Annotated in this window: 29 protein-coding genes; 14 read left to right on the top strand and 15 right to left on the bottom strand. The window is 71.0% G+C overall.

Annotated elements, in window-relative coordinates:
- Positions 1-34: 34 nt before the first annotated feature.
- A complete protein-coding gene (locus tag FHR32_RS15170; RefSeq protein WP_246466155.1) occupies positions 35-2014 on the top strand; it encodes an NAD(P)-binding protein in 1980 nt (659 codons plus the stop codon).
- Between the two features lie 58 nt (positions 2015-2072).
- Here FHR32_RS15170 and FHR32_RS15165 read toward each other — a convergent pair whose 3' ends face one another.
- Both FHR32_RS15165 and FHR32_RS15160 read right to left on the bottom strand, forming a co-directional pair.
- Positions 2073-3101, bottom strand: a complete 1029-nt coding sequence (locus FHR32_RS15165; RefSeq protein WP_184754897.1) for an acyltransferase family protein — start codon at positions 3099-3101, stop codon at positions 2073-2075.
- A 140-nt stretch (positions 3102-3241) separates the two neighbouring features.
- On the bottom strand, positions 3242-4063 hold the full coding sequence (locus FHR32_RS15160) for an SDR family NAD(P)-dependent oxidoreductase (protein WP_184754896.1): 822 nt from the start codon (positions 4061-4063) through the stop codon (positions 3242-3244).
- Between the two features lie 119 nt (positions 4064-4182).
- Between FHR32_RS15160 and FHR32_RS15155 the strand changes: the two genes are divergently transcribed.
- The 4 genes from FHR32_RS15155 (at position 4183) to FHR32_RS15140 (ending at position 7975) form a co-directional block, all read left to right on the top strand.
- Positions 4183-6600 carry a sensor histidine kinase gene (locus FHR32_RS15155; RefSeq protein ID WP_184754895.1) on the top strand — a complete coding sequence of 806 codons (2418 nt, stop codon included), beginning with the start codon at positions 4183-4185 and terminating at the stop codon, positions 6598-6600.
- On the top strand, positions 6600-7007 hold the full coding sequence (locus tag FHR32_RS15150) for a roadblock/LC7 domain-containing protein (protein ID WP_184754894.1): 408 nt from the start codon (positions 6600-6602) through the stop codon (positions 7005-7007). Before FHR32_RS15155 ends, FHR32_RS15150 begins: the two co-directional genes overlap by 1 nt.
- A gap of 64 nt (positions 7008-7071) precedes the next feature.
- Positions 7072-7419: a DUF742 domain-containing protein gene (locus tag FHR32_RS15145; protein WP_184754893.1), complete on the top strand. Its 348-nt coding sequence runs from the start codon at positions 7072-7074 to the stop codon at positions 7417-7419.
- On the top strand, positions 7400-7975 hold the full coding sequence (locus FHR32_RS15140) for a GTP-binding protein (protein ID WP_184754892.1): 576 nt from the start codon (positions 7400-7402) through the stop codon (positions 7973-7975). Before FHR32_RS15145 ends, FHR32_RS15140 begins: the two co-directional genes overlap by 20 nt.
- Before the next feature lie 60 nt (positions 7976-8035).
- Here the strand turns inward: FHR32_RS15140 and FHR32_RS15135 are convergent, their stop codons facing one another.
- From FHR32_RS15135 to xylA, 6 genes are all read right to left on the bottom strand, one after another.
- Positions 8036-8407, bottom strand: coding sequence for a DUF742 domain-containing protein (locus FHR32_RS15135; protein ID WP_184754891.1), 372 nt, complete (start codon positions 8405-8407; stop codon positions 8036-8038).
- Positions 8404-8793 carry a roadblock/LC7 domain-containing protein gene (locus FHR32_RS15130; protein ID WP_184754890.1) on the bottom strand — a complete coding sequence of 130 codons (390 nt, stop codon included), beginning with the start codon at positions 8791-8793 and terminating at the stop codon, positions 8404-8406. Before FHR32_RS15130 ends, FHR32_RS15135 begins: the two co-directional genes overlap by 4 nt.
- A gap of 99 nt (positions 8794-8892) precedes the next feature.
- On the bottom strand, positions 8893-11103 hold the full coding sequence (locus FHR32_RS15125; protein WP_184754889.1) for a sensor histidine kinase: 2211 nt from the start codon (positions 11101-11103) through the stop codon (positions 8893-8895).
- Positions 11104-11205: 102 nt separating this feature from the next.
- Positions 11206-11916 (bottom strand): DUF998 domain-containing protein, encoded by a 711-nt coding sequence (locus tag FHR32_RS15120; protein ID WP_184754888.1) that lies wholly within the window; start codon positions 11914-11916, stop codon positions 11206-11208.
- Positions 11917-12028: 112 nt separating this feature from the next.
- Positions 12029-13417 (bottom strand): xylulokinase, encoded by a 1389-nt coding sequence (xylB, locus tag FHR32_RS15115; protein WP_184754887.1) that lies wholly within the window; start codon positions 13415-13417, stop codon positions 12029-12031.
- On the bottom strand, positions 13414-14565 hold the full coding sequence (gene xylA, locus FHR32_RS15110) for a xylose isomerase (RefSeq protein ID WP_184754886.1): 1152 nt from the start codon (positions 14563-14565) through the stop codon (positions 13414-13416). The genes xylB and xylA overlap by 4 nt, the downstream gene beginning before the upstream one ends.
- A gap of 77 nt (positions 14566-14642) precedes the next feature.
- Here xylA and FHR32_RS15105 point away from each other — a divergent pair, with 77 nt between their 5' ends.
- Entirely contained in the window at positions 14643-15890 is a 1248-nt protein-coding gene (locus tag FHR32_RS15105) for an ROK family transcriptional regulator (RefSeq protein WP_184754885.1), read from the top strand.
- Between the two features lie 70 nt (positions 15891-15960).
- Here the strand turns inward: FHR32_RS15105 and FHR32_RS15100 are convergent, their stop codons facing one another.
- Entirely contained in the window at positions 15961-16410 is a 450-nt protein-coding gene (locus FHR32_RS15100) for a MarR family winged helix-turn-helix transcriptional regulator (RefSeq protein WP_184754884.1), read from the bottom strand.
- 73 nt (positions 16411-16483) lie between these two features.
- On the opposite strand from FHR32_RS15100, the gene FHR32_RS15095 reads away from it, so the two are divergent.
- Entirely contained in the window at positions 16484-16993 is a 510-nt protein-coding gene (locus tag FHR32_RS15095) for a VOC family protein (protein WP_184754883.1), read from the top strand.
- Positions 16994-17009: 16 nt separating this feature from the next.
- Here FHR32_RS15095 and FHR32_RS15090 read toward each other — a convergent pair whose 3' ends face one another.
- From FHR32_RS15090 to FHR32_RS15080, 3 genes are all read right to left on the bottom strand, one after another.
- Positions 17010-17906: a DMT family transporter gene (locus FHR32_RS15090; RefSeq protein WP_184754882.1), complete on the bottom strand. Its 897-nt coding sequence runs from the start codon at positions 17904-17906 to the stop codon at positions 17010-17012.
- 94 nt (positions 17907-18000) lie between these two features.
- Entirely contained in the window at positions 18001-18189 is a 189-nt protein-coding gene (locus FHR32_RS15085; protein ID WP_184754881.1) for a hypothetical protein, read from the bottom strand.
- Positions 18186-18521: a PadR family transcriptional regulator gene (locus tag FHR32_RS15080; RefSeq protein WP_184754880.1), complete on the bottom strand. Its 336-nt coding sequence runs from the start codon at positions 18519-18521 to the stop codon at positions 18186-18188. The genes FHR32_RS15085 and FHR32_RS15080 overlap by 4 nt, the downstream gene beginning before the upstream one ends.
- Before the next feature lie 223 nt (positions 18522-18744).
- Between FHR32_RS15080 and FHR32_RS15075 the strand changes: the two genes are divergently transcribed.
- Complete coding sequence (locus FHR32_RS15075) at positions 18745-19302, top strand: DUF2243 domain-containing protein (protein ID WP_184754879.1); 558 nt, start codon at positions 18745-18747, stop codon at positions 19300-19302.
- Complete coding sequence (locus tag FHR32_RS15070) at positions 19260-20123, top strand: cytochrome c oxidase assembly protein (RefSeq protein ID WP_312882361.1); 864 nt, start codon at positions 19260-19262, stop codon at positions 20121-20123. The genes FHR32_RS15075 and FHR32_RS15070 overlap by 43 nt, the downstream gene beginning before the upstream one ends.
- Positions 20124-20314: 191 nt before the next feature.
- Here FHR32_RS15070 and FHR32_RS15065 read toward each other — a convergent pair whose 3' ends face one another.
- Positions 20315-20617: a transcriptional regulator gene (locus FHR32_RS15065; RefSeq protein WP_184754878.1), complete on the bottom strand. Its 303-nt coding sequence runs from the start codon at positions 20615-20617 to the stop codon at positions 20315-20317.
- Entirely contained in the window at positions 20614-21066 is a 453-nt protein-coding gene (locus FHR32_RS15060) for a hypothetical protein (protein WP_184754877.1), read from the bottom strand. Before FHR32_RS15060 ends, FHR32_RS15065 begins: the two co-directional genes overlap by 4 nt.
- A 249-nt stretch (positions 21067-21315) precedes the next feature.
- Between FHR32_RS15060 and FHR32_RS15055 the strand changes: the two genes are divergently transcribed.
- Both FHR32_RS15055 and FHR32_RS46690 read left to right on the top strand, forming a co-directional pair.
- Positions 21316-21966 (top strand): RNA polymerase sigma factor, encoded by a 651-nt coding sequence (locus FHR32_RS15055; RefSeq protein ID WP_184754876.1) that lies wholly within the window; start codon positions 21316-21318, stop codon positions 21964-21966.
- A 41-nt stretch (positions 21967-22007) separates the two neighbouring features.
- Positions 22008-22247 (top strand): anti-sigma factor family protein, encoded by a 240-nt coding sequence (locus FHR32_RS46690; RefSeq protein WP_184754875.1) that lies wholly within the window; start codon positions 22008-22010, stop codon positions 22245-22247.
- On the opposite strand, the gene FHR32_RS47250 is transcribed toward FHR32_RS46690, so the two are convergent.
- Positions 22212-22493: an anti-sigma factor family protein gene (locus tag FHR32_RS47250; protein ID WP_184756535.1), complete on the bottom strand. Its 282-nt coding sequence runs from the start codon at positions 22491-22493 to the stop codon at positions 22212-22214. The two genes, FHR32_RS46690 and FHR32_RS47250, sit on opposite strands and share 36 nt — an antisense overlap.
- Before the next feature lie 128 nt (positions 22494-22621).
- On the opposite strand from FHR32_RS47250, the gene egtA reads away from it, so the two are divergent.
- Genes egtA through egtC form a run of 3 tightly spaced genes read left to right on the top strand, consistent with a single transcriptional unit; the run spans position 22622 to position 25851 of the window.
- Positions 22622-23848 carry an ergothioneine biosynthesis glutamate--cysteine ligase EgtA gene (gene egtA / locus FHR32_RS15040; RefSeq protein WP_184754874.1) on the top strand — a complete coding sequence of 409 codons (1227 nt, stop codon included), beginning with the start codon at positions 22622-22624 and terminating at the stop codon, positions 23846-23848.
- Positions 23845-25146: an ergothioneine biosynthesis protein EgtB gene (gene egtB, locus FHR32_RS15035; protein WP_184754873.1), complete on the top strand. Its 1302-nt coding sequence runs from the start codon at positions 23845-23847 to the stop codon at positions 25144-25146. The genes egtA and egtB overlap by 4 nt, the downstream gene beginning before the upstream one ends.
- Complete coding sequence (gene egtC / locus FHR32_RS15030; protein WP_184754872.1) at positions 25147-25851, top strand: ergothioneine biosynthesis protein EgtC; 705 nt, start codon at positions 25147-25149, stop codon at positions 25849-25851.
- Positions 25852-25864 lie beyond the last annotated feature (13 nt).

Raw genomic sequence — 25864 nt, 5'->3', positions numbered from 1 at the left:
TCCTGCCCTCGGTCCCGATCGTCAGGATCGCCCCATGAGCGATCCCCAGGACGTCACTCCGGACAGGGCCCGGGAGCTGGGCATGGGCCGGCCCATCACCCGCCGGGACTTCTTCGACGGCGTGGCCACGGTGGCGGGGGTCGCGGCGCTGGGCTCCCTGACGGGATGCGCCGGGGACTCGGGACTGCCCAACGCCATCGGCCCGGAGGAGCTGAGGGTCCCACGGGAGACCGACTATCCGCCGGACCTCACGGGCCTGCGGGGCAACACCGCCCAGTCGCTCAGCGTGCCCCACGCCCTGCGGGACGACCGGTTCTGGGACTACGCGGGCGTGCCCGAACCCACCGGCGAGCACTACGACCTGGTCGTGGTCGGCGCGGGGATCAGCGGCGTCAGCGCGGCTCACAGGTGGCTGGAGCGCGCGCCGGACGCGCGGATCCTGATCCTGGACAACCACGACGAGGTCGGCGGGCACGCCCGGCGCAACGAGTTCCATCCGAAGGACCGCAGGGGACTGCTGATCGGGTACGGGGGATCGCAGTCGATCGAGGCGCCCTCGGTGTGGACTCCCGAGGGCAAGGACCTGCTCGACAAGATCGGGGTGAAGGTCAAGAAGTTCGAGAAGTACTTCAACCAGACGCTCTACACGGACCTCGGGATGCACGACAGCGTCTACTGCGACCGGGAGACCTTCAACACGGAGAAACTGGTCGTCCTCGCTCCGGGCAGGAAGGCCACGCAGTGGATCGCCGAACTGCCGGTCGCCGAGCAGGCCAGGAAGGACCTGCTGATGCTCTACGGGCACCCGCCGGACTGGTTCCCCGGCCTGTCCGACGGGCAGAAGAAGGAACGCCTGGCCCGGCTGACCTACGCGGGTTTCCTCAAGGACGTCTGCAAGGTCCACCCGGACGTGGTGCGGTTCGTGCAGACCATGCCGGACGACGAGTGGGGCTACGGCTCCGACGCCTTCGGCGCGATCGACGCCTGGGGCAGTGCCGATGAATACGGCTACCCCGGGTTCCAGGGTCTGGCTCTCGACCGCACCGCGCCGTCCCCGTACAACTCGCCGAGCATGATCAAAGGGTGGGGTGCGGACGATCCGTACATCTACCACTTTCCCGAGGGGAACCAGGCGATCGTCCGGATGATGATCGGGCGGATGATCCCGGGCTTCACCACGGCCGCCGGCATGGAGGACATCAGCACCGCGACGTTCGACTACGGCAGGCTCGACCTGCCGGGCAACCAGATCCGCATCCGCCTGTCCAGCCCGGTGGTCTCGGCTTCCAACGACGGCGATCCCGCCACGGCCACGAGCGCCACCGTGGGGTACTTCGACGGGGACGGGGTCAGGACCGTCAGGGCAGCCAGTGTGATCATGGCCTGCTGGAACATGGTGATCCCCTACCTGGTCGGCGAGCTTCCGGCCGAGCAGAAGGAGGCGCTGCGCAAGGCGGTCAAGGTGCCGTTGCTGTACGCGACCGTCCAGCTCCGCGACTGGAGCGCCTGGCAGAAGACGGGCGTCAACCGCACCCGCTTCACCGGCGCCTACTGGTCCGTGGCCGAACTCGACTACCCGGTGAGCATCGGCGACTACCTGCCCCCGATGACCCCGGACCAGCCGATCAACGTGCACATGATCTCCGCCCCCGCCGTGCGGGGCATGTCACCCGCCGCCGGGTCGGTCGCCGGACGCTACGAGCTGATCAAGACGCCCTACTACTACATGGAGTACAGCATCCGCGACCAGCTCACCCGGCTGCTCGGCCCCGGCGGCTTCGACCCGGGCCGCGACATCCAGGCGATCACGGTCAACCGGTGGGGCCACGGCTACGCGCCCGAATACGCCACCCCGTGGAATCTCGACTTCTACCCCCGGGGCCCGTTCCCGGCGACCCTGGCCCGCCGGCGGGCGGGCCGGATCGCGATCGCCAACTCCGACTCCGTTCCGGCCGCCTACGCCGACGCGGCGATCACCGCCGCCTATCGCGCGGTCGGGGAACTGCAAGCCTGAGAGCGGCCGGAGAGTTGCGCGCCTGAGAGCTGTGGATGCGAGAAGGCGGGCGCGCTTCTCAGCCGGGCCTTCTCAGCCGGGTGAAGGCCCAGCTCATCCCGGGTTCGACCGCCCACCGGGCCGCCCTCCTCACCGGCCCGGTGCACAGCACGGCGGCGAGCCCGACCCCGAAGGCGGCCACGGCGGCCACACCAGGCAGGGTGGTGGCCCAGTCGCCGTAGAACCGCTCGGCGACCTTCACCACCAGGCCGTGGAGCAGGTAGGCGTACATGGTCGCCGTGCCCAGCCCCGAGTACCAGGTACGCCGGGACGGGGTGACGGCCAGGAACGCGGCTACCAGGAGAGCCCCGGCGGCCAGCAGGGCCAGCCGGATCAGGCTGCCGGTGAGGTCGTCCACCCCGATCGCGTCGTTGGCGTGCCGCCAGCGGATCCACTCGGTCTTCACCCGGGTGTGCACGGCCAGCGCCACGACCGCCCCGGCGGCCAGGGTGAGCGCCCCCGCGACCCGGACCGGGCGCCGCCGGAGCCACGCGAAGTGCTCCGGCCGGAGCATGAGACCGAGCACGTAGAACGGGAGCAGCCCGAGCGTGCGGTTCATCGAGAGCTCGTCGGGCAGCCTGCTCGTCCCCGACAGCAGCGACAGCGCGACGGCGGCCGCCAGCGGCCATCTGAGCTGCTGCCAGACCGGGGTGGACAGCCGCCACAGGAACAGCGACATCAGGAACCAGGTCAGGTAGTACGGATCGAGCAGGCTGATGTCCAGCTTGCCGTACAGGATCAGGCGGGGCAGCGAGTAGACCAGCTCGAAGATCACGTACGGCACGGCGAGCGTGCTGATCAGCTTGCGCGCCTTACCCGATGAGAAGGTGAAATTTCGTGACAGGTAGCCGCTGAGCACGATGAACAGCGGCATGTGGAAGAGGTACACGTAGAAGTAGGCCGCGTGCGCGGCGGGCACCTCCCGCAGCCCTTCGACCAGGTGCCCGGAGACCACCAGGGTGATCGCCAGGAACTTGGCGTTGTCGAAGAAGGGATCCCTGCCGGCCGGGGTACGGAAGGACACCCGGAGAGGGGCTGCGAGGCTCACAGCCCCGGGACCCTAACGAGGGCCGCCCAACGCCCGGCGAACGGCCGATGGCCGGCCGGGGAACTTCCCCGGCCCTGGATCACCTTCGCCCTCCCGCCCTGCCCCGCCCCGGGCCCTGCGGGCCTGCCCGCCGACGCCCGCTACGCCTCGCCGGGAAGGGCGACGGCCGCCGCACTGGCATCCCAGAGGGCGCGGGCCAGGGTGGGGTCGCTCATGCCCGTGGGGACGGTCGCCGGGGCGCTCTTGGCGAAGTAGCGGCCCGAGTGGGCGACGCCGTCCGGGTGGGTGGCGAGATGGACCATGGTGCTCGCGCCCTGCTCGACCGTCTGGCCCATGCCGGGGATGTTCTTCACCATCCACATCATGAACGTCTTCGCGGCGAACTCCGTTTTGATCACACCCGGGTGGAAGCAGGTGGCGCTCGCCCCCGTCCCGGTGAGCCTCCGGGCCAGCTCCACCGTGAACAGCGCGCCCGCCTGTTTGGAGTCGCCGTACTGCAGCCAGCCGCTCCACCGGCGCCGCTCCCGGTTCAGGTCGGAGGGGTCCAGACGCCCGGTCTTGCCGGCCCTGGACGAGGTGGTGATCACCCGGCCGGCCACCCGGTCCAGCAACAGGTTCGTCAGCAGAAAAGGCGCGAGGTGATTCACCTGAATCATCGTCTCGAAACCGTCGCGCGTGAGCGTCCGCTCGGTGGTCATGACACCCGCGTTGTTGACCAGAACGTCGATCCGCGGATAGCGGGAGAGCAACTCCGCGCCGAGCCCGCGCACATCCTCCAGCGAGGTGTAGTCACAGGTGAACGTATCCGGCACCGCCCCGGAGACGGCCTTGACCCGGTCGGCCACTCCGGCCACCTTGGCGGGGTCGCGGCCGACCAGGACGACCTGCTGCCCGCGCCTGGCAAGCTCCACGGCGGCGGCCTCGCCGATTCCGGCACTAGCCCCGGTAATCACACTAATCATCAGATCCTCCACTGCGTAAAGACCTTATCGGTGCTAGTCTCCTGTGCGATCTTCCGGAGGCGTATTCACCCCTAAAGCAGCGAAAGCCTCCACACGCTCAGAAGTTGGGACGAGTGGGCATGGGCTCTGGAAACCGGTCGATTCGGTTCAAGATCTTCTTGCTGCTGCTCCTACCCCTGCTGTCGCTCAGCGCGCTCTGGGGTTTCGTCCTCAACCTGACCGTCGGCGACGGAGCGGCCCTCCTCCGGGCGAACTCCCTCTACCAGACCGTCGGCATCACCTCCACCCAGCTAGGGCTCCAGCTTCAGGCCGAGCGGACGCAGTCCTCGGTGGCGATCAGCTCCCGGGTTCTGACCAGCGAGGTCGGCCAGCAGCGCGGCCGTACCGACCGGGCGGTCGAGAAGTTCCGCGACGCGGCGCTCGCCGACACCTCCCACGGTCCTGAGCTGAGTGCCTCGCTGGACGCGCTGCTCCACCGGCTCGACCGGCTGCCGGCCATCCGCGCCGGCATCGACGGCGGCCAGAACGCCCGGCTGGAGGTGCTGTCGAACTACAACCAGATCCTGGACGCGGTCTTCCTGCTGTACGACCAGCTGGTCGCGGTCCCCGACCTGTCGATCTTCCAGCAGGCCGCGGCCATGCAGTCGATGGGCAACGCCCGCGAGATGATCGCCAGAGAGAACGCGCTGATGAGCGGGGCTCTGATCGACTACCGGATGTCCGCGGAGGAGCGGAGCGCCTTCGGCGAGTACGCCTCCACCCGGCGCTTCCTGCACGCGCGCGGTCTGTCCGCGCTGGACCCCCAACTGAGCAAGCCGTACCGGGAAACCTTCGACTCCGCGGCCTTCGAGAAGTTCGCCGCCCTGGAGAGGGCCGTCACAGGGGCCACGGGCAGCCGGTTGCCCGCCGAGGCGGGTGGCTGGAAGGCGACCACGGACAGGATCGCGACCGGGCTCGACCAGCTCGGCGTCTCCTCCTCCGACACGCTGGCCGATCGGGCCCAGTCGGTGGCCACCGGCATCATGGTGCGGATCGCCGTCGCCGGCGGCATCGGCCTGATCGCGGTGGTCGCGTCGATCATCATCTCGGTCCGTTTCGGCCGCCGCCTCGCCGGCGAGCTGGCCGGGCTCCGCTCGGCGGCCCTGGACCTGGCCGAGGAGCGGCTCCCGCGCGTCGTGGAACGGCTCCGGCTCGGCGAGGAGGTCGACGTGCAGGCCGAGGCGCCACCGATCGTCGCGAGCGGCTCGCTCGAGGTCCGCGACCTGGCCCACGCGTTCGGCTCGGTGCAGCACACCGCCGTCGAGGCCGCCGTCGGCCAGGCCAACCTGCGCCGCGGGGTCAGCCAGGTCTTCGTGAACCTGGCCCGTCGTAAGCAGGGCCTGCTCCACCGCCAGCTCACCCTGCTGGACAGCATGCAGCGCCGGGCGAGCGACCCCGACAGCCTTGACGACCTGTTCCGCCTGGACCATCTGACCACCCGCATGCGGCGGCACGCGGAGAGCCTGATCATCCTGTCCGGCGCCGCGCCCGGCCGGGCCTGGCGCACGCCGGTGACCGTGGTCGACGTCGTCAGGGCCGCGGTCGCCGAGGTCGAGGACTACACCCGGGTCAGCGTGCCGCCGATGCCCGACGCCTCGATCGACGGGGCCGCGGTCGCCGACATCGCCCACCTGATAGCCGAGCTCATCGAGAACGCCACGATCTACTCGCCGCCGCAGACCACGGTGACCGTGCGCGGTGACGTGGTGGCCAACGGATTCGCCGTCGAGGTGGAGGACCGGGGCCTGGGCCTGAGTGCCACGGAGTACGAGGCGATCAACGAGCGGCTGGCCAGCCCGCCGGAGTTCGACCTGGCCGACAGCGACCGGCTCGGCCTGTTCGTGGTGGGCCAGCTCGCCTCTCGGCACGGCATCCAGGTCCTCCTGCGCGGCTCGCCGTTCGGAGGCACCACGGCCATCGTGCTCATCCCCCGCACAGTGCTCGCCGACACCCCCTCGCCACTCACTCTCACCGCCGAGCGGCTCACCGAACGGCCGGCGGAGTTCCTCAGGCCCGCACCGCCCGCCGCCCTGACCTCCGGCCGCTCCGAATCAGGTCTGCCCCGCCGGACGAGGACGGTCTCCCCCGCCGCGGGTTCTCCCGCGCCGCCTCTGGCCGCCCCGGCCCTCGTCGTGGTGGCGGACATGCCGGACCGTGAGGCCGCTCACCGTCCTGACCGTGAGCGGACCCGTGCGCCCGCGCGGGAGCACACCCGGGAGCCTGCGCGTGACCCCGTCTCCGAGACGGCCGGCGAACCGGCTCGAGAGACCACCGGGCCGGGGAACCTGCCCCGCCGGGTACGGCAGGCGAACCTGGCCCCACAGCTACGGCAAGAGCCACCGGCGCCTGTCGAGCCGGAGCAGGCGCCGGAACCCCCCGAGCGTTCGCCGGACGAGGTCCGCGCCCTCTTCTCCGCCTTCCAGGCGGGGGCACGGCGTGGGCGCGAGGAGCAGGGAAATGACTTCGCACACCAGACGACAGGCGACAAGGGGGACTAATGACCGTGAAAGCGACTAACACCGGCGAGCTGAACTGGCTCCTCGATGACCTGACCACCAGGGTGGGCGCGGTGCGCCAGGCGGTGATCCTGTCCACCGACGGGCTCGCCGTCGGCTTCTCCAAGGGGCTCAACCGGGAGGACGCCGAACACCTCTCCGCGGTCGCGGCGGGGTTCCAGAGTCTGGCGCGCGGAGCCGGGCGGCACTTCGGCGGCGGCGAGGTGCGCCAGACGATCGTGGAGATGGAGTCGGCGTTCCTGTTCGTCACGGCAGCCGGCCAGGGAACCTGCCTGGCCGTACTGAGCAGTTCCGACGCCGATGTCGGCCACATCGCCTACGAGATGGCGATGCTGGTCAAGCGGGTCGGCCAGCATATCTCCACCCTTCCACGCCAAGGGCTCTCGTGAACGAGGCAGGCGCGCGCGGAGGACACCGGTCGTTCGGTCCCCCAGCCGAAGACGCGGGAGCCGGATGATGCAGTGGGTGGACGAGGAGGCCGGACCGATCGTCCGGCCCTACGCACTCATCGGGGGGCGTACCCGCTCCTCCGGCGACGAACTGGACCTGGTCGCGATGGTCACCGCGACCGGTGCCGGCACGTCCGAGGGGTTCGTCCCCGGACCGGAGCAGGAACGCATCCTCTCCCTGGTCACCGCCGCGACATCGGTGGCCGACATCGCCTCGGATCTCGACCTGCCGCTCGGCGTGGTCCGTGTCCTCCTCGGCGACCTGCAGGACCACCAGCTCATCTCGATCGGGCGCGCTTCGGCGAGCGAGCGCATTCTCAAGGAAGTGATCAATGGACTTCGGGCCCTCTGACGAACCCGTCGCGCTCAAGATTCTCATCGCGGGCGGCTTCGGGGTGGGCAAGACCACACTCGTCGGCGCGATCAGCGAGATCCGTCCGCTCCGCACCGAGGAGGTGCTCTCCGACCGCGGCATCGGCATCGACGACGTCGAGGGCGTGGAAGGCAAGACCACCACCACGGTCGCCATGGACTTCGGCCGTATCACGATCCGGGAGGGCCTGGTCGTGTACCTGTTCGGCACTCCCGGGCAGGAGCGGTTCTGGTTCATGTGGGACGAGCTGTCCTACGGCGCCCTGGGCGCGGTCGTGCTGGCCGACACCCGGCGGCTGACCGACTGCTTTCCCTCGATCGACTACTTCGAACAGCGGGGCACGCCGTTCGTCGTGGCGGTCAACTGCTTCGACGGAGCCGAACGCTACGAGGCCGAGGACGTGCGCGTGGCCCTCGACCTGGACTCGGACGTGCCTGTCCTGCTGTGTGACGTCCGGCGTCGCGCATCGGCCAAGATCGTGCTGGTGACGCTGGTGGAGCACTCCCTCAAGGTGCTGACGGCAAGCCAGCGCTGACCGGACCCGGCGGTCCGCGGCCTTCACCGCGGACCGCCGGCCTGTCATGGCCTCCGGGTTTCACAGCGCCCGGAGGCCGCTGATCACTTCCTGCAGGAGGCTCTCCGCGGGCGCCGTGGCGGCCGGGAGCGGCGAGCGCACCAGGATCAGGCCCTGGTCCAGCAGATCCCCCAGCAGCACCCTGATCACGCCGATCGGCAACCTGGCGTCCGAGGCGATCTCCACGATCGGCCGGGTCCGCCGCATGAGGCCGAGCAGCTTCCGGTGCTCGGAGCCCAGATGCGAGCTCGCGGCGACCGCCGACCCCGTCGCCACCACCATCGACAGCAGGTCGAAGGCGCCGGAGGACGTGCTGGTCCGCCCACCGGTCAGCGCGTAGGGGCGGACGACGGGCCCCGCCTCCTCGTCGATCCACTCGATGTCATCGCTCATTGGCCGGTCACCCGGGGCTCGGTGGCGAGGTGCTGTCCGACGCGGGTGACCAGACGGGCCATCTCGTAGGCGATCAGGCCCACATCGGCGGCTCCCGTGGTCATCACCGTCAGGCAGCTCCCCTGGCCGGCCGAGGTGACGAAGAGGAACGCCGAGTCCATCTCCACCATCGTCTGCCGTACGGCTCCTCCGCCGAACTGCAGGCTGGTCCCCTTGGCCAGGCTCTGGAAGCCGGAGGCCACCGCCGACAGATGGTCGGCGTCTTCCTTGCTCAGCCCCCGGGACGAGGCCACCATGAGCCCGTCGTTGGACAGGATCAGCGCGTGCGAGACGTCCGCCACACTTGTGACGAAGTCATCCAGAAGCCAATACAGCTCACCCGGCACGTGGTTAAACCCCTTCCCCTCTGATGATCACACTCGTTGCGGTCTCCGTCGATTCCGCCGATCCGACCCGGCGGCCTCGCTCCCGGCCCCGGCCCCGGCTCACGGCTCACCACCGCCGTCTTCACCGTCCGCCCGCCCGCGCCGCCATCCCGCCTGCAGGGAGCTCAGCAGCGCCCGCGCCTCCTCGGGGGACCGCGTCTCCACCTCGGCGACCGGGGAGGGCTCCTGCCGTAGCTGCGGCGAGATGTTCATCTGGCTCACCCGGCGGGGCAGCCCGCCGTTGACCCGCCGCTGCGACGACTTCCACAGGCCCGCGGGGGCCGGCACCAGGGGCTCCGCCGGCGCTTGCGAATCGACGGTTTTCAGGGGGCCCACCGGCTCGGCGATCCTGGTGATCTCCCGCAGCACCGGCTCCGGCGGCTCGACCGGCTCCGGATCACCCAGCAGGGACTCCGGCAGCAGGATGACCACGCCGGTCCCGCCGTACGGCGAGGTTCGCAGCGTCACGCCGACCCCGTACCGCGCGGCCAGCATGCCGACCACCGCGAACCCGAGCCGGTCGGTCTCGGCCGGGTCGAGCTCCGGCGGGGCGGCCAGACGTTCGTTGATCGCGACACGTTTCTCAGCGGTCAGGCCGAGTCCCCTGTCCTCGATCTCGATGGTGAAGCCGCGCCCCACGAGTTCGCCCCGGACCGACACCTCGCCCCCGGGCGGGGAGAAGACCGTTGCGTTCTCGATGATCTCGGCGAACAGGTGCATCATGTCCGCCACCGCGCCGCCGACCAGGGTGGTGCCGGGCATCGGATAGATCCGCACGCGTGCGTAGTCCTCGACCTGGGCGGCGGCGCCGCGCAGCACGTCCTCCATCAGGACCGACGAGCGCCACTTACGGCCGGAGGCTCCGCCGGAGAGGATCACCAGGCCCTCGGCGTGACGGCGCATGCGGGTGGTGAGGTGATCCAGCCGGAACAGGTTCTCCAGCGCGTCGGGATCCTCGGCCTGCTTCTGCATCCCGTCGAGCAGCTTGAGCTGGCGCTGCAGGAGGGACTGGCTCCGCCGGGCGAGGTTGCGGAAGGACTGGGCGACACCCTCACGCAGCCTGGCCTGCTCCACGGCCGCGTCCACGGCGCGGTGCTGGACGCTGTCGAAGGCCGCGGCGACGTCGTGGACCTCGGCCGTACTGCCCAGCGGTCCCAGCGAGGGGGCCTCGGCCGCCACGTCCACCCGCTCGCCCCGGCGCAGCTTCTCCATGACCTGGGGCAGTCGCACCTCCGCCAGCTCCGCGGCGGCCCGGCGCAGGCCGGCGAGCTCCCGGGTGAGTCCCCTGCCCACCCGGTAGGAGACCAGCAGCGACGTGACGACCGCGACGAGCCCGAGCACACCGGCGATTCCGGCTCTGGCGAAGGTCGCCACGGCGTCCGGCGTCGCGCGATCGTAGAGGGCGACGCCGGCCGCCGTCACCGATCTCTGGTAGGCGGTTTCCAGTTCGTCGCTGGCGGCCCGCCAGTCGGTGGGTGACACGAGGGCACCGGCCAGCAGGCGCTCCTCCAGCCTGGTGAACCTTCCGTACAGCCGCGAGTCGGTCAGTTCGCCGAAGGGCTGGCGCAGCGCCGGTTCCAGCTCCGGCAGCCCCTGGTCCATGAGGAAGAGCCGTTTGGTGGAGAGCTGCGTGAACAGGCGTAGCTCTCCGGCCGACAGCGGGCGGCCGCGCGCCAGCGACCCGGCCGCGAGCGCCCGCTCACGGCCGAGGAAGTCCTTGGCGTAGATGATCGTGGCAAGGCCGCGCGACTGCCGGTAGAGCGGCAGGTCGTTGCTGAGGCTCATGGTGGTGAAGAGCCGGTTCAGGGCGTCGGGCACCGTGGAGAAGTCGTTGGCGAGGCTGACCGGCCCGATCCGGCCACTGTCGATCTTGGCCCGGACCGTGTCGAGCGCGTTCACGCGGCTCATCAGCTCGTCGAAGCGGGCCCTGGTCTCCGCGGACATGGCCGACTGGGCCGGGTCGGAGGTGGTCGCCTTCCGGAAGCGTTCGCGGGCCTGGTCGGTGACGACGCGTTGCCCGGTGAGGGTGGCGCGGTCGGCGTCCGAGCGGCTCGCCAGATACTCGGCCGACAGCAGGTGCTCACGCTGGAGGGCGCTGTTCAGCGTGTCGCCGGGCCCGCCGAAGGAGTCGTAGAGCGTGGTGACATCGAGCAGGCTCACCGAGTCGCCGATGGTGACGGTCGCCGCGAAGCCCCACAGGGCGACCATCGAGGTGAGGGGGATGGCCACCAGTACCGAGATCTTGAACCGGATGGACTTGCTCGATGCCATGTCACCTCTACGGTCCGGTCTCGGAGCGCCGGTGGCGGAGGCCTCCGGACGATCTCTAGATCGCCGCCGAGGATAGCACTGACTGATGGCGGTATTCGTATCCTATTTGTGACCTGTCATGAAATAGTCATGTTCTGAGACAAGTCCACTCAAAGCGGCGCGTGAGGCGCGAGTGGTGGCCCGGACCCAGGCCGGCGGCGAGAGCCGGATGGCCCGTACCACGGTCAGCTGCGACAGCCGTACGGCCAGCACACCGACCAGTGCGATCTCCGTGCCCAGCATCACCCGCTCGGCGAGGCCGATCAGCACCCGGTCGCCGGGGAGCGCCACATAGGTGATCGCCAGCAGCCCGAACCCGCCGGCCAGCGCCAGCCACTCCATCGGCCGGGCGACCGCCCGCCACCCCTCGTCCTGGCTGAACCGCGTCACCATCAGCGCGCCCGCCACCGGCATGGAGACGAACACGGTGGCGAAGGCGGTGACCGAGACGTAGGGGTACATCGGGGCGGTGACCGGCATGATCGCGATGACGACCAGCGCCGTGCTCCACGCCAGCATCAACCGCTCCGCCACCGCGCCGACCGGCACGCCGGCCGCCCGCAGGCCCGCGACCAGCGCGAAGGACCCGATCCCCAGGGACGCCATGGCGAACTCGACGGCCCCTCCCCGGTCCAGCGCCGCGTACTCGCCGATCGTCAGATTGAGCGGGTCCAGATGGGGATCCGGGTCGATCTGACCGACGACCGTGGCCACCGCGGCCATCACGATCCCGGCGCAGGCGACCAGCGGGTAGAGCCTCTTCAACGCGAGCATGCGCCAAGACTGTCCCACGGGGCCCCGTTCATACATCCGGCGACGCCCCTGATCCGACCCTGACCCACCCCTGAGACGAGCCGGCGGCGGGGGGCGGGGCAGAGGCGGGGCGTCAGCTCCCGTCGCGGATCTGGGCGTCACGGACCTCGGCGTAGCGAGCTCTCACCGCGGGCGTGGCGTCGGCCTCGAAGCGCTCCGCTCCGGCCGCCTCCCATGCCGGGGGCTCGTCACCGCCGCCGAGCAGCCAGGCGGCCTGCCTCGCCGCCCCGTCCGCGACGTACTCCCCCGGCGGGGGGACGATCACCGGCCGCCCGAAGACCGCCGGGGCGATCCGCCGTACGGCCTCCGACCTGGCGCCGCCCCCGATGAGCAGCACCCGGGCCGGGTCCAGCCCGAGGGCGTCGAAGGCGTCGGCCATGTGGCAGAGCATGCCCTCCACCGCGGCCCTGGCCAGGTGGGCGGGGGTCGAGGTGCCCAGGGTCAGTCCGTGCAGCGATCCCGTGGCGTCCGGGAGGTTCGGGGTCCGCTCGCCCTCCAGGTACGGCACGCAGACGAGGCCGCCCGCCCCGGCGGGGGCGTCGAGGGCGAGCTGCCCGAGCCGGTCGAGGCCGACCCCGAGCAGCCGGGCGGCGGCGTCGAGCACCCGGGCCGCGTTGAGCGTGCACACCAGTGGCAGGAACCGCCCGGTGGCGTCCGCGAACCCGGCCACGGCACCGGCGGGGTCGGCGCTCGGGCTCTCGGCGACGGCGAACGCCGTCCCCGAGGTACCGATCGACACGACCACGTCTCCCGGCAGGGCTCCCACCCCGAGAGCCGCGGCCATGTTGTCCCCGGTCCCGGCCGCGAGCCGTACCGGCCGGCCGCCGGGGGCGCGCAGCTCGCCCGCGGAGTCGCGGGGACCCAGCACGCGCGGCAGCTCGGGGACGGCACCGAAGGCCGCCTTCAGGAGGTCGGTCCGGTAGGAACCGGTCGCGGGCGACCAGTATCCGGTCCCGGACGCGTCGCCCCGGTCCGTCACCGACTCCCCGCCCAGCCGCCAGGTGAGCCAGTCGTGCGGCAGGCAGACCCTGGCCGTACGGCGGGCGTTCGCGGGCTCGTGCTCGGCCAGCCAGCGGAGCTTGGTCACCGTGAACGACGCGACCGGCACGCTGCCGACCGCCTCCGCCCACGCCGCCGGCCCGCCCAGTTCCTCCACCAGGTCCCGGGCGGCCCCGGCCGAGCGGGTGTCGTTCCACAGCAGCGCGTCCCGCACGACGGCGCCGGAGGAGTCCAGGCAGACCATGCCGTGCTGCTGGGCGCCGACGCTCATCGCCGCGACGCCGTCCAGCCCGCCCGCCTGCGCGATCGCCTCTTGGAGCGCCGACCACCAGGCGGCCGGGTCGACCTCGGTCCCGTCCGGGTGGGCCGCGCGCCCCTGCCGGACCAGGGCGCCGGTCTCGGCGTCCCTGATCATCACCTTGCAGCTCTGGGTCGACGAGTCGACCCCGGCCACGAGGGTCATCCGCGGACCCCGAGGAGGTGCTCCATGGCCAGTTGGTTCAGGCGGGAGAAGTGGAATCCGCGTGCGGCGGCCCGCTCGACGTCGAAGTCGTCGCGGTGCAGGTCCTCCAGCGTCTCGCCGGGGGCGAGCGTGGGCTCCGACAGCTCGGCGACCCTGCTGGCGGCGAGCGCCTCGGCGACCTCGGGGTCGGCGCGGAACGCCTTCACCTTCTCCTTCAGGATCAGGTAGGTGCGCATGTTGGCCGCGGCCGAGACCCAGACGTCCTCGGCGTCCTCGGTGCGCAGCGGCTTGTAGTCGAAGTGCCGGGGACCGTCGTAGCCGCCGTTCTCCAGCAGGTCCACCAGGAAGAACGCGTTCTTCACGTCCCCGTGGCCGAAGACCAGGTCCTGGTCGTACCGCGTGCCGTGCTGGCCGTTCAGGTCGATGTGGAACAGCTTGCCGTGCCAGAGCGCCTGCGCGATGCCGTGCGCGAAGTTGAGCCCGGCCATCTCCTCGTGGCCGACCTCGGGGTTGAGACCCACCCGCTCGGCGTGCTCCAGCTCGTTGATGAACGCCAGCGCGTGGCCGACGGTCGGGAGCAGGATGTCGCCGCGCGGCTCGTTCGGCTTGGGCTCGATGGCGAACCTGATGTCGTAGCCCTTGTCGATCACGTAGGAGGTGAGCAGGTCCATGCCCTCCTTGTAACGGCTGAGCGCGGCCCTGATGTCCTTGGCGGCGCCGGACTCGGCGCCCTCCCTGCCGCCCCAGCAGACATAGGTGGTCGCGCCGAGCTCGGCGGCCAGGTCGACGTTGCGCATCACCTTGCGCAGGGCGTAGCGGCGGACCTCGCGGTCGTTGCTGGTGAACCCGCCGTCCTTGAAGACCGGGTGGGTGAACAGGTTGGTGGTGGCCATCGGGACCTTCAGCCCCGTCTCGGCCAGCGCCTTCTTGAAACGCTCGACGGCCCTGTCCCGGTCCGGCTCGACGGCCAGCAGGTCGTCGTCGTGGAAGGTGACGCCGTAGGCGCCGAGCTCGGCGAGCCGGTGAACGCTCTCCACCGGGTCGAGCGGGGCGCGGCTCGCGTCTCCGAACTGGTCACGGGCCTGCCAGCCGACGGTCCACAGCCCGAAGGTGAAGCGGTCCTCGGGTGTGGGGGTGTAGTCGCTCATGCGCGGTCCTCCGATTTAATCCACTTTATGGACTTAATATGGTGCGAGGTGGTGGGATCGTCAAGAGGGGGTGTTCCATGACGCAGGCCGTACGCCATGACTCGATGCGTGCCCGCAACCTCGGCGTGGTCCTCGGCGAGGTCCGCCGGAGCGGGCCCGTCACCCGTGCGGCGCTGGCCGAGATCACCGGACTGACCAAGACCACGGTGTCCAAGATGGTCGGCGACCTGCTCGACGCCGGCATGGTCACCGAGTCGGGCGCGCTGCGCGACGGCGAGCGGGGACGGCCGGGCACGGCGGTCGGCCTCAGCGGGGACCGGGTCGCGGCCCTCGGCCTCGAGATCAACGTCGACTACCTGTCCGCGTGCGTCGTGGACCTCACCCTCTCGGTACGGCTGCGTTGTGCACAGGCTGTGGACAACCAGGTCACCTCGCCTACGGAAACCCTTTCTCACCTGCAGAAACTTGCCCGCAAGGCTGTGGATGAAGCCCGTTCACAAGGCCTCACCATCGCCGGATCCACCCTCGCCGTCCCCGGCCCTGTGGACGACGGGCTCCTCCACTCCGCCCCGAACCTCGGCTGGCACGACGTCCGGGTGGGCGACCTGCTGGACTTCCCCGTGGACGTGGAGAACGAGGCCAACCTGGCGGCGCTGGGCGAGCTCTGGTTCGGCTCCGGCACCGGCGACTTCCTCCATGTGTCCGGCGAGATCGGTATCGGCGCGGGCCTGGTGGTCGGCGGCGCCCTCTTCCGCGGCACCCGGGGACTGGCCGGAGAGCTCGGCCACGTGATCGTCTCCCCCGACGGCCCCGCCTGCCGCTGCGGCGGCCGGGGCTGTCTGGAACAGTACGCGGGCCAGGAGGCTCTCCTGCGCGCGGCCGGCCTCGGCGGGACGGCCGGATCGGCGGCGGGCGGATCGGGAGGAGCGACCGGATCGGGAGGGGCGGCGGGCGGCTCGGCGGCGGGCGGCATCCCCGAGCTCGTGGAGCGCCTGCGGGCGGGCGAGGCCGGTGCGCTGCGCGCCTGCGAGCGTGCCGGGCAGGCACTCGGCGTGGCGCTCACCTCCACGGTCCACCTGATGGATCCCGGGACGATCGTGCTGGGCGGCATCTTCGCCCCGCTGTTCCCGTGGATCCACGGCCCGGCCCACGACACGATGACCGCCCGGCTGAGCACGATGCGCCACACCGTCCCCGAACTCACCGTCTCCCGGCTCGGCGGCGACGCCGCGACCCTGGGCGCCGCCGGGCAGGTCATCCACCGGATCATCGCCGACCCCGGAGCCCACCTGGCCGCGGCCGGGACGCCCCCCGCCCCGCGCTGACCGCCACCGGTTTTACAGACCCGACGGGTCCCGGCCCACGCTGATCTCCTCGGCGAGCCGCCGGGGCCGCTCAGGCCTCCGGCTTCCTCAGCACCGCATCGCAGATCCCGGCGAGCTGGATGACCTGCTCGGGGGTGAGCAGGTCGAAGAGGCTCTGCCGTACCGCCTCGACGTGACCGGGTGCCGCCGCGGCGAGCACCGCGAACCCCTCGTCGGTGAGGACCGCCCAGCTCACACGCTTGTCGGCCGCGCATGGCTCGCGCCGCACCCAGCCGCGCTCCTCCAGCCGGGCCACCGCGTGGGAGAGCCGGCTCTGCGAGGAGTTGACCTCCGACGCGAGTTCGCTCATCCGCAGCGTGCGGCCCGGCGCCTCCGACAGCTTCACCAGCACCGCGTAGTAGGCGTGCGGCATGCCGGAATCCCGCTGCAACTGGCGGTCCAGCTCCTCCTGGACGAGCTGGGAGGCCGCCAGGAACGCACGCCAGGCGTGCTGCTCGTCATCGTCCAGCCATCGCGTCACCGTCTCAGTTTACTTGAACTCTCAAACATCTGGCGGTAAAGTGCTTGAGAGTTCAAGTTTTATGGGAGGAACCATGCCGGTCCAACGGCTCAACCACGCGGTCCTGTTCGTGCGCGACGTGGAGCGCAGCGTGGCCTTCTACCGGGAGGCCCTCGGCTTCCGGGTCGTCATGGAGATGCGGGGAGCCGCGTTCCTGCAGGCCTCCGGCTCCACCAACGACCACGACCTCGGCCTGTTCGAGCTCGGCGCCCAGGCAGGCCCCTCCGGCGCCGGACGCTCCACCGTCGGCCTCTACCACCTGGCCTGGGAGGTGGACACCCTGGCGGAGCTGGAGCGGATCGCGCTCAAGCTCGGCGAGCTGGACGCGCTGGTCGGCGCCTCGGACCACTCCACCACCAAGGCCCTGTACGCCAAGGATCCCGACGGACTGGAGTTCGAGGTGTCCTGGCTGGTCCCGGCCGACCTGCTCACCGAGGAGGTGCTGAGCGGGCGGAGCGGCATCAAGCCCCTCGACATCGCCCGGGAGAAGGAGAGGTACGGCGCGCAGACCCGCGGCGGTCTCGGCGTCTCGATACCCGCCTGACCGTTCCGTCCGGGGCTCACGCCCTCGCGGGCCGCCCTCGGGAGACGGCCACGCCGGCGAGGCAGAGCAGGCCGCCGGCGAGGGTCAGCCAGCCGGGGATCTCGCCGAGGACCATCCAGGCCATCAGGACCACCATGGTCGGAACGACATAGGTCGTGGCGCCCATCTTGCCCGCGGTGGTGCGGGCGAGCGCGTAGGCCCAGGTGGTGAACGCCAGAGCCGTCGGAAAGACCCCCAGGTAGAGGACGTTCAGCGTCGCAGACAGCGGGGCATCCGTCATCTGCGACACCAGCTGGCCCGCGAACGGCAGGCAGGCCGCCGTGCCGACGAAGCAGCCGAAGGTGGTGACCTGCAGCGCCGAGCCGTGCCGCAGCGCGGGCTTCTGGCAGACCACGCCACCGGCGTACGTCACCGCCGCGAGCAGGCAGAGCAGGACCCCGACGACCGACGCGCGGCCCCCGTCGGACATGGACACCCCCACCACGACGGCGCCGAGGAACGACACCGCCATCCCCGACATCAGACGGGGCGGGAACCCTTCCCCGAGCAGCCAGCCGCCGAGGAGCGCGATCATGATCGGGCCGACGTTGACGACCATAGCCGCCGTCCCCGCGTCCACTTCCTGCTCGCCCCAGTTCAGGACGACCATGTAGAGGCCGAACCACAGGATTCCGGAGCCCAGGATGCCGGGCCACGCGGCGCGCGGCGGCAGGCCCTCACGCCGCACCAGCCAGATGGTGCCGAGCACCACCGAGCCCGCCAGCAACCGGCCCAGAGCCAGGGCACCGGGGGAGAAGTACGGTGCGGCGCTGCGGATGGCGACGAATGCCGAGGCCCACAGCACCACGGTGACGCCTGCCGCCACGAGCGCCCGGCGATCCACCTGGGGCTCTGCCGTGATGGTCTGTTCCATACGTGGAACTTTAGGGGGGAAACCCTACGTTCCCTGTCGAACTATCACCGCGCCCGGCTCGGCCACCACCGGCGAGCCCGGCGGGCACGGGGCCTCAGCCCAGGACCGCGCCGAACTCACGCTCCACCCGCAGCCCGATCTCCCGCTCCTTGGGCGGCGGCAGTGAGCTGCCGGGGTCGGCGGTGTCGAGCAGGAGGCCGATGAGCTCGTCGCCGTAGGCGGACCGGTAACCGCGGGGGTAGGCCAGCAGCAGCTGGCGGTAGCGCCGCTCCAGTGCCGTCATGCGAAGAACGCCCCCAGGGCGCGGCCCCTGACCACCGAGGCGGCCTCGTGCATGCGCTCGGCCTCCGCCCGGACCAGCGCGCTGCCCGAGTCGGTGATCCGGAAGTAGCGCCGCCTGCGCCCGTCCACGGTCTCCTCCCGGTCCACAACGATCACACCGTTGGCGGCCAGCCGGTCGAGGACGCCGTAGAGGGTGCCCACGGACGGCTTGACGCGTCCTCCCGAGAGCTCGGCGACACCCTTGATGATCGCGTATCCGTGGAGCGGCCCGTCCAGGAGGGCGGCGAGGACGAAGTACATCGGCTCGCTGACTTCTGATGATCCCCTTGGCATGCCGGAGACTATATTTCGTTCTACGTAGCATGGCAACACGCAGCCCACGGGCGACGGTCGAATCCCCGCTCGAGGATCGCCGCAGACCGTGACCGCTTATCAGACAATTGACCGCTATGTCACGATTTCATCTCTTCTTACGGGGCAGATTCACCGTTGAGCCCGGCGGAAGTCGCGAGGCCTGCACCGGCACCGACGCGCCGGACCCGGAAAGGCGGCCGACATGGCGGTCAGATCGGCAGGACCAGCCGACGTGAGACGGCGGATCGCCCTGCCCGGGACGGTTCTCGGCATCGGGCTGGGCGGGTTCGTCGACGGCATCCTGCTCCACCAGATCCTGCAGTGGCATCACATGCTGAGCAGCACCGACACCGACAACATCGGCCTGCGGTACTACCCGGCGAACACCGTCGCCGGACTCCGGATGAACACATTGTGGGACGGGCTCTTCCACGCGTTCACCTGGCTGGCGGTCCTGCTCGGCCTCGGCCTGCTGTACTCGCGCATCGGCCGGTCCCGGGGCCGGGTGTGGGGATCACGGATGCTGTGGGGATGGATCCTGGTCGGATGGGGGGCGTTCAACCTGGTCGAAGGTCTCATCGACCACCACATCCTGGGCATCCACCATGTGCGGACCGGCCCCTACCAGACCTGGTGGGATCTGGGCTTCCTGCTGCTGGGCGCCGTGCTGGTGGTGGGAGGCTGGGCGCTGCAGCGCAGCGGCACACCGGTCGACCTGTGCTCGGACAGCGGGCGCCCGTCCGCCTCTCCGGCGCCATGACCTTCCTCGCCCACCCGGCGCACCACCATGGCGGCGACCTCGGGACGCTCCCCGCGGTCATCGGGCCCGTCCTCCTGGCGGCCGGCTACCTGACGCTGGTGGCCCTCCGGCGCCATGAGACCAGAGGGTGGAGCCCGTGGCGGACGGCGAGCTTCCTCACCGGCGCCGCCCTGCTCGCCGCCGCCCTGACCGGACCCGTCGCCTCGTTCGCCGGAGCGGACTTCCGCGGTCACATGCTGCAGCATCTCCTCATCGGGATGCTGGCGCCGCTGGGTCTGGTGCTGGGCGCCCCGGTGCGGCTGCTGCTGGGCTCCCTGCCGCCGTCCCAGGGGCGCCGCGTCGGCCGGATACTGCGGAGCGGCGCCGTACATGTGATCGCCAACCCGTGGACGGCACTGATGCTCAGCGTGGGCGGTCTGGCGGTGCTGTACTGCACGCCGCTGTACCGGATCACCGCCACCGGCCCGGTGGCCCATCATCTGGTCCATCTGCACTTCCTGCTGGCGGGCTACCTGTTCGCCTGGGTGATCGCCGGCCCCGATCCGGCGCCGCTACGCCCGTCGGTGCCGATGCGGCTGCTCGTGATGGGCGTGGCGGTCGCCGTACACGCCACGCTGTCCCAGCTGATGTACGCCGGGTTGCTGGTCGATGTGCCGGTCCCTCCCGACCAGCTCCGCGGGGCCGCGGAGATCATGTACTACGGCGGGGACATCGCCGAGCTGCTGCTGGCCTTCGCCCTGGTGAGCGCCTGGCACCCGCTGCGCCACGGCTCGGCCTCCAAAAAGGAGAGTCCTCCTGGCAGGCGACTGGCGGTGAAGTAGGAAATCCGACCTGCGAGGGTGGGAATCCCCCGGCTTCAGCCGTGGGGAGGAAGTCAAGTCCCCGAGAAGTACGGGCCATGGCTGGTGACGCTCACAGGTCGCGGTCCTCGACACCGTGACCTCCCACGTCGCCGCCTCCAGACCCGCTGAACCGCGGTGCCGGCCACGACGGGGACGCCCTGCCATACCGCTCACTCCCCGACGATCGCCCGCAGGGCGGCGACATGGGCACGGTAGGCGGCACGACCGGCGCCGGTCAACTGGAGCCACACGCGCTGCCGGGTGTCGCGGGTGGCCTTGCGCTGCTTGACGTAGCCGGCCTCGACCAGCACGCTCACGTGCTTGCTGAGCACGGAGGCGCTGACGTCGAGCCGTTCCTGGACCACGCCGAACTCCACCTCCGACACCGCGTCCAGCAGGGCGCAGACGCGCAGCCGGTTCGGCGCGTGGATCGTCGCGTCGAAGCCGTCCGCGGGCTCGCGCACGACCGTCATGCCTGCCTCCGAACACGCCGCTGGTGGTAGTAGCCGATGCCGAGGATGGTGCCGCCGCCCAGGACGGCTGCCACGATCCACCCCCACTCCTGGCCGTAGGCCAGGTCGAGCACGGCGGCGGCAAGGTAGATGACCACGAGAGGCACTACCGCGGGCCACACCTCACGCCCCTTGACCTGCCTGAGGAACCCGACCTTCTGTACATACAGCCGCACCGTCGCCCCGATCCCCGCCACCATGATCAGGACCACCACGACCGTGACGGCCGTCGGCAGCAGCTGGGCCAGCGCGGACCCGGCGGCCAGGAGGGCCAGGAGGGGCATGTACCACCCCGGTACGGGGACGACGTCGAGCGAGGACCGGACCTGCTCCACTTCGCGGAGCGCCGCGCTCGCCTCTTCGGGGGTCGGCCGGGTGGCGGAGGCGTCGGATCCATCGTGTGTTTCCATGTAGGAAAGTCTGCCATTTACTTTCCGATACGTCAACACACAGCTTTCCATAGCGGAAACAAAAGGATGGCGCATGCCCCCGACCACGCCGGAATCTCCTGGAACACCGGTGCGAACAACCCGGCTCCACCCGCCGGGTGGGAGAGGTGTCGGTCCGGTTCCGGGCGGGAATCTTCTCTTCTGCGTACCGGCCTCGCTCCGCAAGCACTTCTCAGCAGGTTCCAGAGGCCCGACCAGGAGGAGACGATCGTGGAGCCCTTGCCGGGCGGTGGACTGCCCCCGGACGATGTCGTCGTCGCGGCGCTGCGCGCCGGGGACGAAACGATGTTCGCGGCGCTGCTGGACACCTGGTCTCGGGGGATGCTCTGGCTGGCGCGTTCGCACGTGTCCACCAACGACTCGGCGGAGGAGATCGTCCAGGACACCTGGCTGGCGGTGATCCGGGGGATCGACGGCTTCGAGGGCCGCTCGTCGGTCAAGACCTGGGTCTACCGGATCCTGGTCAACACGGCCAAGAAGCAGGGCGTGCGGGAGAACCGCACGGTCCCGTGGAGCAGCGTCTTCGAGCAGGAGAGACCGACGGTCGACCGTTCACGCTTCCAGGGCGCGGGCGACCCCCTTCCCGGGCACTGGAAGGAGCTCCCCGCCGCCTGGCCGACTCCGGAGGGCGAAGTGCTCGCCGCGGAGGTGCGCGGCCGGATCGCGGCGGCCCTGGCCGAGCTGCCGCCCAGGCAGCGGGCGGTGATCACCCTCCGCGATGTCGAGGGGTGCACGTCCGAGGAGGTCTGCGAGATCATGGAGATCTCCGCGGCCAACCAGCGTGTCCTGCTGCACCGCGCCCGCGCGTCGGTACGCGGGCGGCTGGAGGAATATTTCGAGACGGCGAGGCGGTCGGCGTAGTGGAATCAGTGCAGGATCGAGACGGTAAGGCGGTCAGCGTCGTGAAGCGGTTCAGCTGCGACGAGTCGGTGGAGCTCGTCACCGCCTACCTGGAGGACGAGCTCGACGAGCTCACCCGCGACCGGTTCGAGGAACACCTCGTCGCCTGCGAGGGCTGCGCGCGCCACCTCGCCCAGTCCCGCACCACCGTCGTCGCCCTCGGCGAGCTGCGGCCCCAGGGCCTGCCCGGCGACATGCGCGAGCGGCTACTGACCGCCTTCAGGGAACGGCGACACCCCTGAGCCGAGGAAGGCCCCGCACAGCCTGCTGAGGGCCCGATCCGGTATGGCGCCGGCCCCGAGGCAGCCAAGGATCCAGACCGTCACCCGGATCTGTTCCAGATGGACGGCGCACCCGGCGCATGCGGCCAGATGGCCTTCGAGGCATCGCCGCCGACCGGCGGGCAGCGCCCCTTCGAGGTAGTCCGTGACGAGCTCCACAGCCTCATGACAGCCGGCCGATCGCCCCCGTCGCGCTCCGGCTCGCATCATCCCCACCCGTGTCCCATACGGCGTAGTGCCGTCCGCGGATCGATCCGTTACACCCGCCCCCCGCTGTAACGCTCGCGGGACTCGCGGGTCTATAGATCCGTACACATCTGGGCGAAGGGGGCGCGATGACCGACCTGGCCGCCGAGGAGACCCTGGTCCGGGACGCCTCGGACGTGGAGGAGTTCGCCCGAGGCTGCTTCCTCGGCTCCACCGGGGATCAGGTGGGAGTCGAGTTGGAGTTCCTGGTCTTCGACCGAGGGGATCCCGGCCGTCAGGTCCCGGTGGCCAGGACCGCCGACGCCCTGCCACCGCTGCCCGGCGGGAGCCGGGTGACCTTCGAGCCGGGCGGCCAGCTTGAACTCTCCGGTCCGGCCGGATCGCTGCCGGACGCGATCGCCCTCCTCGCCGCCGACGTCGAGGCGGCGCGCACGGCCCTGCGGAAGGCGGGCCTGGTGCTGGCCGGGGTGGGCCTCGACCCGCTACGGCCGGCGCGGCGGCAGCTACGCCTGCCCCGCTACGAGGCGATGTCCGCGTTCCTCGGCATGCCGTACGGGGCGCTGATGATGTGCTCGACGGCGTCGATCCAGGTCAACCTGGACCTGGGAGAGAAACCCGCGGTGCGGTGGGAGCGCGCGCACCTGCTGGGGCCCGTCCTGACGGCGGCCTTCGCCAACTCGTCGCTCAGCGAGGGCCGGCCGTGCGGGTGGATGTCGGGCCGCCAGGCGGTGTGGGAGAACCTCGACCGCACCCGGACGGCGCCCATCCCGGCGTCCGGAGACCCGGCCGCGGCCTGGGCCGCGTATCTGCTCGACGCCCGGCTGATGCTCGTGCGCGAGGACGGGGAGCGGTGCCGTGTCATCCGCGACGGCTCGACCTTCCGCGACTGGCTGACCGCGCCCGCGCGCCCGCTGACCGTGGTGGACCTGGCCTACCACGCCACGACGATCTTCCCTCCGGTCCGGCCACGCGGCTGGCTGGAGATCCGTTACCTCGACGCCCAGCACCCGGCGAGCTGGCCGGTGTGCGTGGCGGTGACCCACGCCCTCGTGATGGACGACCGTGCGGCGGACGCGGCGATGGCCGCGGTCGAACCGTGCGCGGCGATGTGGCCGCAGGCGGCGCGTCACGGCCTGGCGGACCCCCGGCTGCGGAGGGCCGCCGAGACCTGCTTCCGGGCCGCCCTGACCGCGATGCCCCGCCTGGGGATGCCTCCGGCCCTGGCCCGCGAGGTGGCCGCGTTCGCCGACCGTCACGTGACGTCCGGCCGTCCTCCGGCCCTGGACCTGCTGGATCTGGTGAAAGGGCCGGCGCGGCGCCTGTCGGCCTGGTTGACCGAGGAAGGACAAGAATGAACGACTTCAAGGAGCAGATCGCCGCCGAGCTGGTCGCGGTGCGGAACCGGTCGCTGGCCTACACCGACACCGAGGACGACCTGCTGGTCAGGCAGCACTCGCCGCTGATGTCACCGCTGGTGTGGGATCTGGCGCACGTGGGCAACTACGAGGAGCTGTGGGTGCTGCGGGAGGCGGGCGGGATCACCCCGCTCCGGCCCGAGATGGACGACCTGTACGACGCGTTCAAGCACCCCCGCAAGAATCGCCCGAGCCTGCCCATACTGGGCCCGGACGAGGCACGCCGCTACATCGAGGGCGTGCGCGGCCGGGCGCTGGACGTCCTCGACACGATCGACCTGCACGGCCCCGACCCGCTCCATCGGGACGGCTTCGTCTTCGGCCTGGTGATCCAGCACGAGCACCAGCACGACGAGACGATGCTCGCCACCCTGCAGCTGTCGAAGGAGCCCGGCCTGGTCCGCGACGGCGTCCTGCCTCCCGGCAGGGCCACCGGTGACGAGGAGGTGTTCGTCCCCGCGGGTTCCTTCCTGATGGGCACCGACGTTCAGCCCTGGGCCTACGACAACGAGCGCCCCGCCTACCGGGTCCATCTGCCCGGCTACTGGATCGACCGGTTCCCGGTCGGCAACGACGCCTACGCCGCCTTCGTCGAGGACGGCGGCTACGACGATCCACACTGGTGGGCCCCGGAGGGCTGGCTGTGGCGGCAGGAGAGCCACGCCTCCGCCCCGCTGTTCTGGACCAGGGAGGGCGGGACCTGGTGGCGCACCCGCTTCGGCCGGCCCGAACCGGTGCCCATGGAGGAGCCCGTCCAGCACGTGTGCTGGTACGAGGCCGACGCCTACGCCCGCTGGGCCGGCAGACGGCTGCCCACCGAGGCCGAGTGGGAGAAGGCATGCGGGTGGGACGCGGCGACCGGACGGTCGCGGACGTACCCGTGGGGTGACGACGGGCCCCGGCCCGACCTGGCGAACCTCGGGCACCGGGCGGCACGGCCCGCTCCACTCGGCGCCTTCCCCGCCGGGGCGAGCCCCTACGGCGCCGAGCAGATGATCGGGGACGTGTGGGAGTGGACCGACTCGGTGTTCCTGCCCTATCCCGGTTTCCGCAGCTTCCCCTACCGCGAGTACAGCGAGGTCTTCTTCGGCAAGGACTACCGGGTGCTCCGGGGCGGGTCCTGGGCGGCCGATCCGGCCGCGGTCCGCACGACGTTCAGGAACTGGGACCACCCGATCCGCCGGCAGATCTTCTCCGGCTTCCGCTGCGCCCGCTCCGCCTCCCCGGAGGAGGTATAGATGTGCCGTCACGCAGCCTGGCTGGGCGCGCCCCGCAGTCTCGCCTCACTGATCCAGGAACCCGAGTACGGCCTGCTCCGGCAGTCCTACGCCCCGCGCCTGCAGCGTTACGGCACGGTCAACGCCGATGGTTTCGGAGTCGGCTGGTACGACTCCACCGGAGCGGAACCCGTCCGCTACCGCCGTACGGTCCCCATCTGGGCGGACGCCAACCTGCCAGGCCTCGCCCGGATCGCCCGTTCGGGCTGTCTGCTGGCCGCCGTACGGTCGGCGACCGTCGGCATGCCGATCGAGGAGGCGGCGACCGCTCCGTTCGCCGACGGGCCGTGGCTGCTCAGCCACAACGGCCGCGTCGCGCGGGAGGCGGTGCGGGAACTCGCCGACGAGGCGGAGAGTCCCTGCGACTCGGCATGGGTCGCCGCCGCGGTGTTCGCGCGGCGGCGCGCGGGCCATCCGCTCGGCGACGCCCTGGCGGAGGTCGTCGTCCACGCCGGGACGAAGGATCCCGAGGCCCGCCTGAACCTGCTCGCCTGTGACGGCACGTCGATCGCGGCGACCGTCTGGGGCGACACGCTCTTTCTCCATCTCGACGACGGCGTGCTCGTGGCGAGCGAGCCGCTGGACGACCGGTCCGGCTGGCAGGCCGTACCGGAGCGGAGCCTGGTCCTCGCCTCGCCCGACGGCGTGCACGTCCAGCCGCTGTGAGCGGGCGGAGCGA

The sequence above is a fragment of the Streptosporangium album genome (genome assembly GCF_014203795.1).
GTDB lineage: Bacteria > Actinomycetota > Actinomycetes > Streptosporangiales > Streptosporangiaceae > Streptosporangium > Streptosporangium album.
This window is presented reverse-complemented; position numbering and strand designations above follow the sequence as displayed.

Bases quoted from the DNA above. Each gene is read 5' to 3' on its own strand.
- FHR32_RS15170 (WP_246466155.1), top strand. From the start codon at position 35: ATGAGCGATCCCCAGGACGTCACTCCGGACAGGGCCCGGGAGCTGGGC.
- FHR32_RS15160 (WP_184754896.1), bottom strand. From the start codon at position 4,063: ATGATTAGTGTGATTACCGGGGCTAGTGCCGGAATCGGCGAGGCCGCC.
- FHR32_RS15155 (WP_184754895.1), top strand. From the start codon at position 4,183: ATGGGCTCTGGAAACCGGTCGATTCGGTTCAAGATCTTCTTGCTGCTG.
- FHR32_RS15150 (WP_184754894.1), top strand. From the start codon at position 6,600: ATGACCGTGAAAGCGACTAACACCGGCGAGCTGAACTGGCTCCTCGAT.
- FHR32_RS15145 (WP_184754893.1), top strand. From the start codon at position 7,072: ATGATGCAGTGGGTGGACGAGGAGGCCGGACCGATCGTCCGGCCCTAC.
- FHR32_RS15140 (WP_184754892.1), top strand. From the start codon at position 7,400: ATGGACTTCGGGCCCTCTGACGAACCCGTCGCGCTCAAGATTCTCATC.
- FHR32_RS15135 (WP_184754891.1), bottom strand. From the start codon at position 8,407: ATGAGCGATGACATCGAGTGGATCGACGAGGAGGCGGGGCCCGTCGTC.
- FHR32_RS15125 (WP_184754889.1), bottom strand. From the start codon at position 11,103: ATGGCATCGAGCAAGTCCATCCGGTTCAAGATCTCGGTACTGGTGGCC.
- FHR32_RS15120 (WP_184754888.1), bottom strand. From the start codon at position 11,916: ATGCTCGCGTTGAAGAGGCTCTACCCGCTGGTCGCCTGCGCCGGGATC.
- xylB (WP_184754887.1), bottom strand. From the start codon at position 13,417: ATGACCCTCGTGGCCGGGGTCGACTCGTCGACCCAGAGCTGCAAGGTG.
- xylA (WP_184754886.1), bottom strand. From the start codon at position 14,565: ATGAGCGACTACACCCCCACACCCGAGGACCGCTTCACCTTCGGGCTG.
- FHR32_RS15105 (WP_184754885.1), top strand. From the start codon at position 14,643: ATGACGCAGGCCGTACGCCATGACTCGATGCGTGCCCGCAACCTCGGC.
- FHR32_RS15095 (WP_184754883.1), top strand. From the start codon at position 16,484: ATGCCGGTCCAACGGCTCAACCACGCGGTCCTGTTCGTGCGCGACGTG.
- FHR32_RS15090 (WP_184754882.1), bottom strand. From the start codon at position 17,906: ATGGAACAGACCATCACGGCAGAGCCCCAGGTGGATCGCCGGGCGCTC.
- FHR32_RS15085 (WP_184754881.1), bottom strand. From the start codon at position 18,189: ATGACGGCACTGGAGCGGCGCTACCGCCAGCTGCTGCTGGCCTACCCC.
- FHR32_RS15080 (WP_184754880.1), bottom strand. From the start codon at position 18,521: ATGCCAAGGGGATCATCAGAAGTCAGCGAGCCGATGTACTTCGTCCTC.
- FHR32_RS15075 (WP_184754879.1), top strand. From the start codon at position 18,745: ATGGCGGTCAGATCGGCAGGACCAGCCGACGTGAGACGGCGGATCGCC.
- FHR32_RS15065 (WP_184754878.1), bottom strand. From the start codon at position 20,617: ATGACGGTCGTGCGCGAGCCCGCGGACGGCTTCGACGCGACGATCCAC.
- FHR32_RS15060 (WP_184754877.1), bottom strand. From the start codon at position 21,066: ATGGAAACACACGATGGATCCGACGCCTCCGCCACCCGGCCGACCCCC.
- FHR32_RS47250 (WP_184756535.1), bottom strand. From the start codon at position 22,493: ATGCGAGCCGGAGCGCGACGGGGGCGATCGGCCGGCTGTCATGAGGCT.
- egtA (WP_184754874.1), top strand. From the start codon at position 22,622: ATGACCGACCTGGCCGCCGAGGAGACCCTGGTCCGGGACGCCTCGGAC.
- egtB (WP_184754873.1), top strand. From the start codon at position 23,845: ATGAACGACTTCAAGGAGCAGATCGCCGCCGAGCTGGTCGCGGTGCGG.
- egtC (WP_184754872.1), top strand. From the start codon at position 25,147: ATGTGCCGTCACGCAGCCTGGCTGGGCGCGCCCCGCAGTCTCGCCTCA.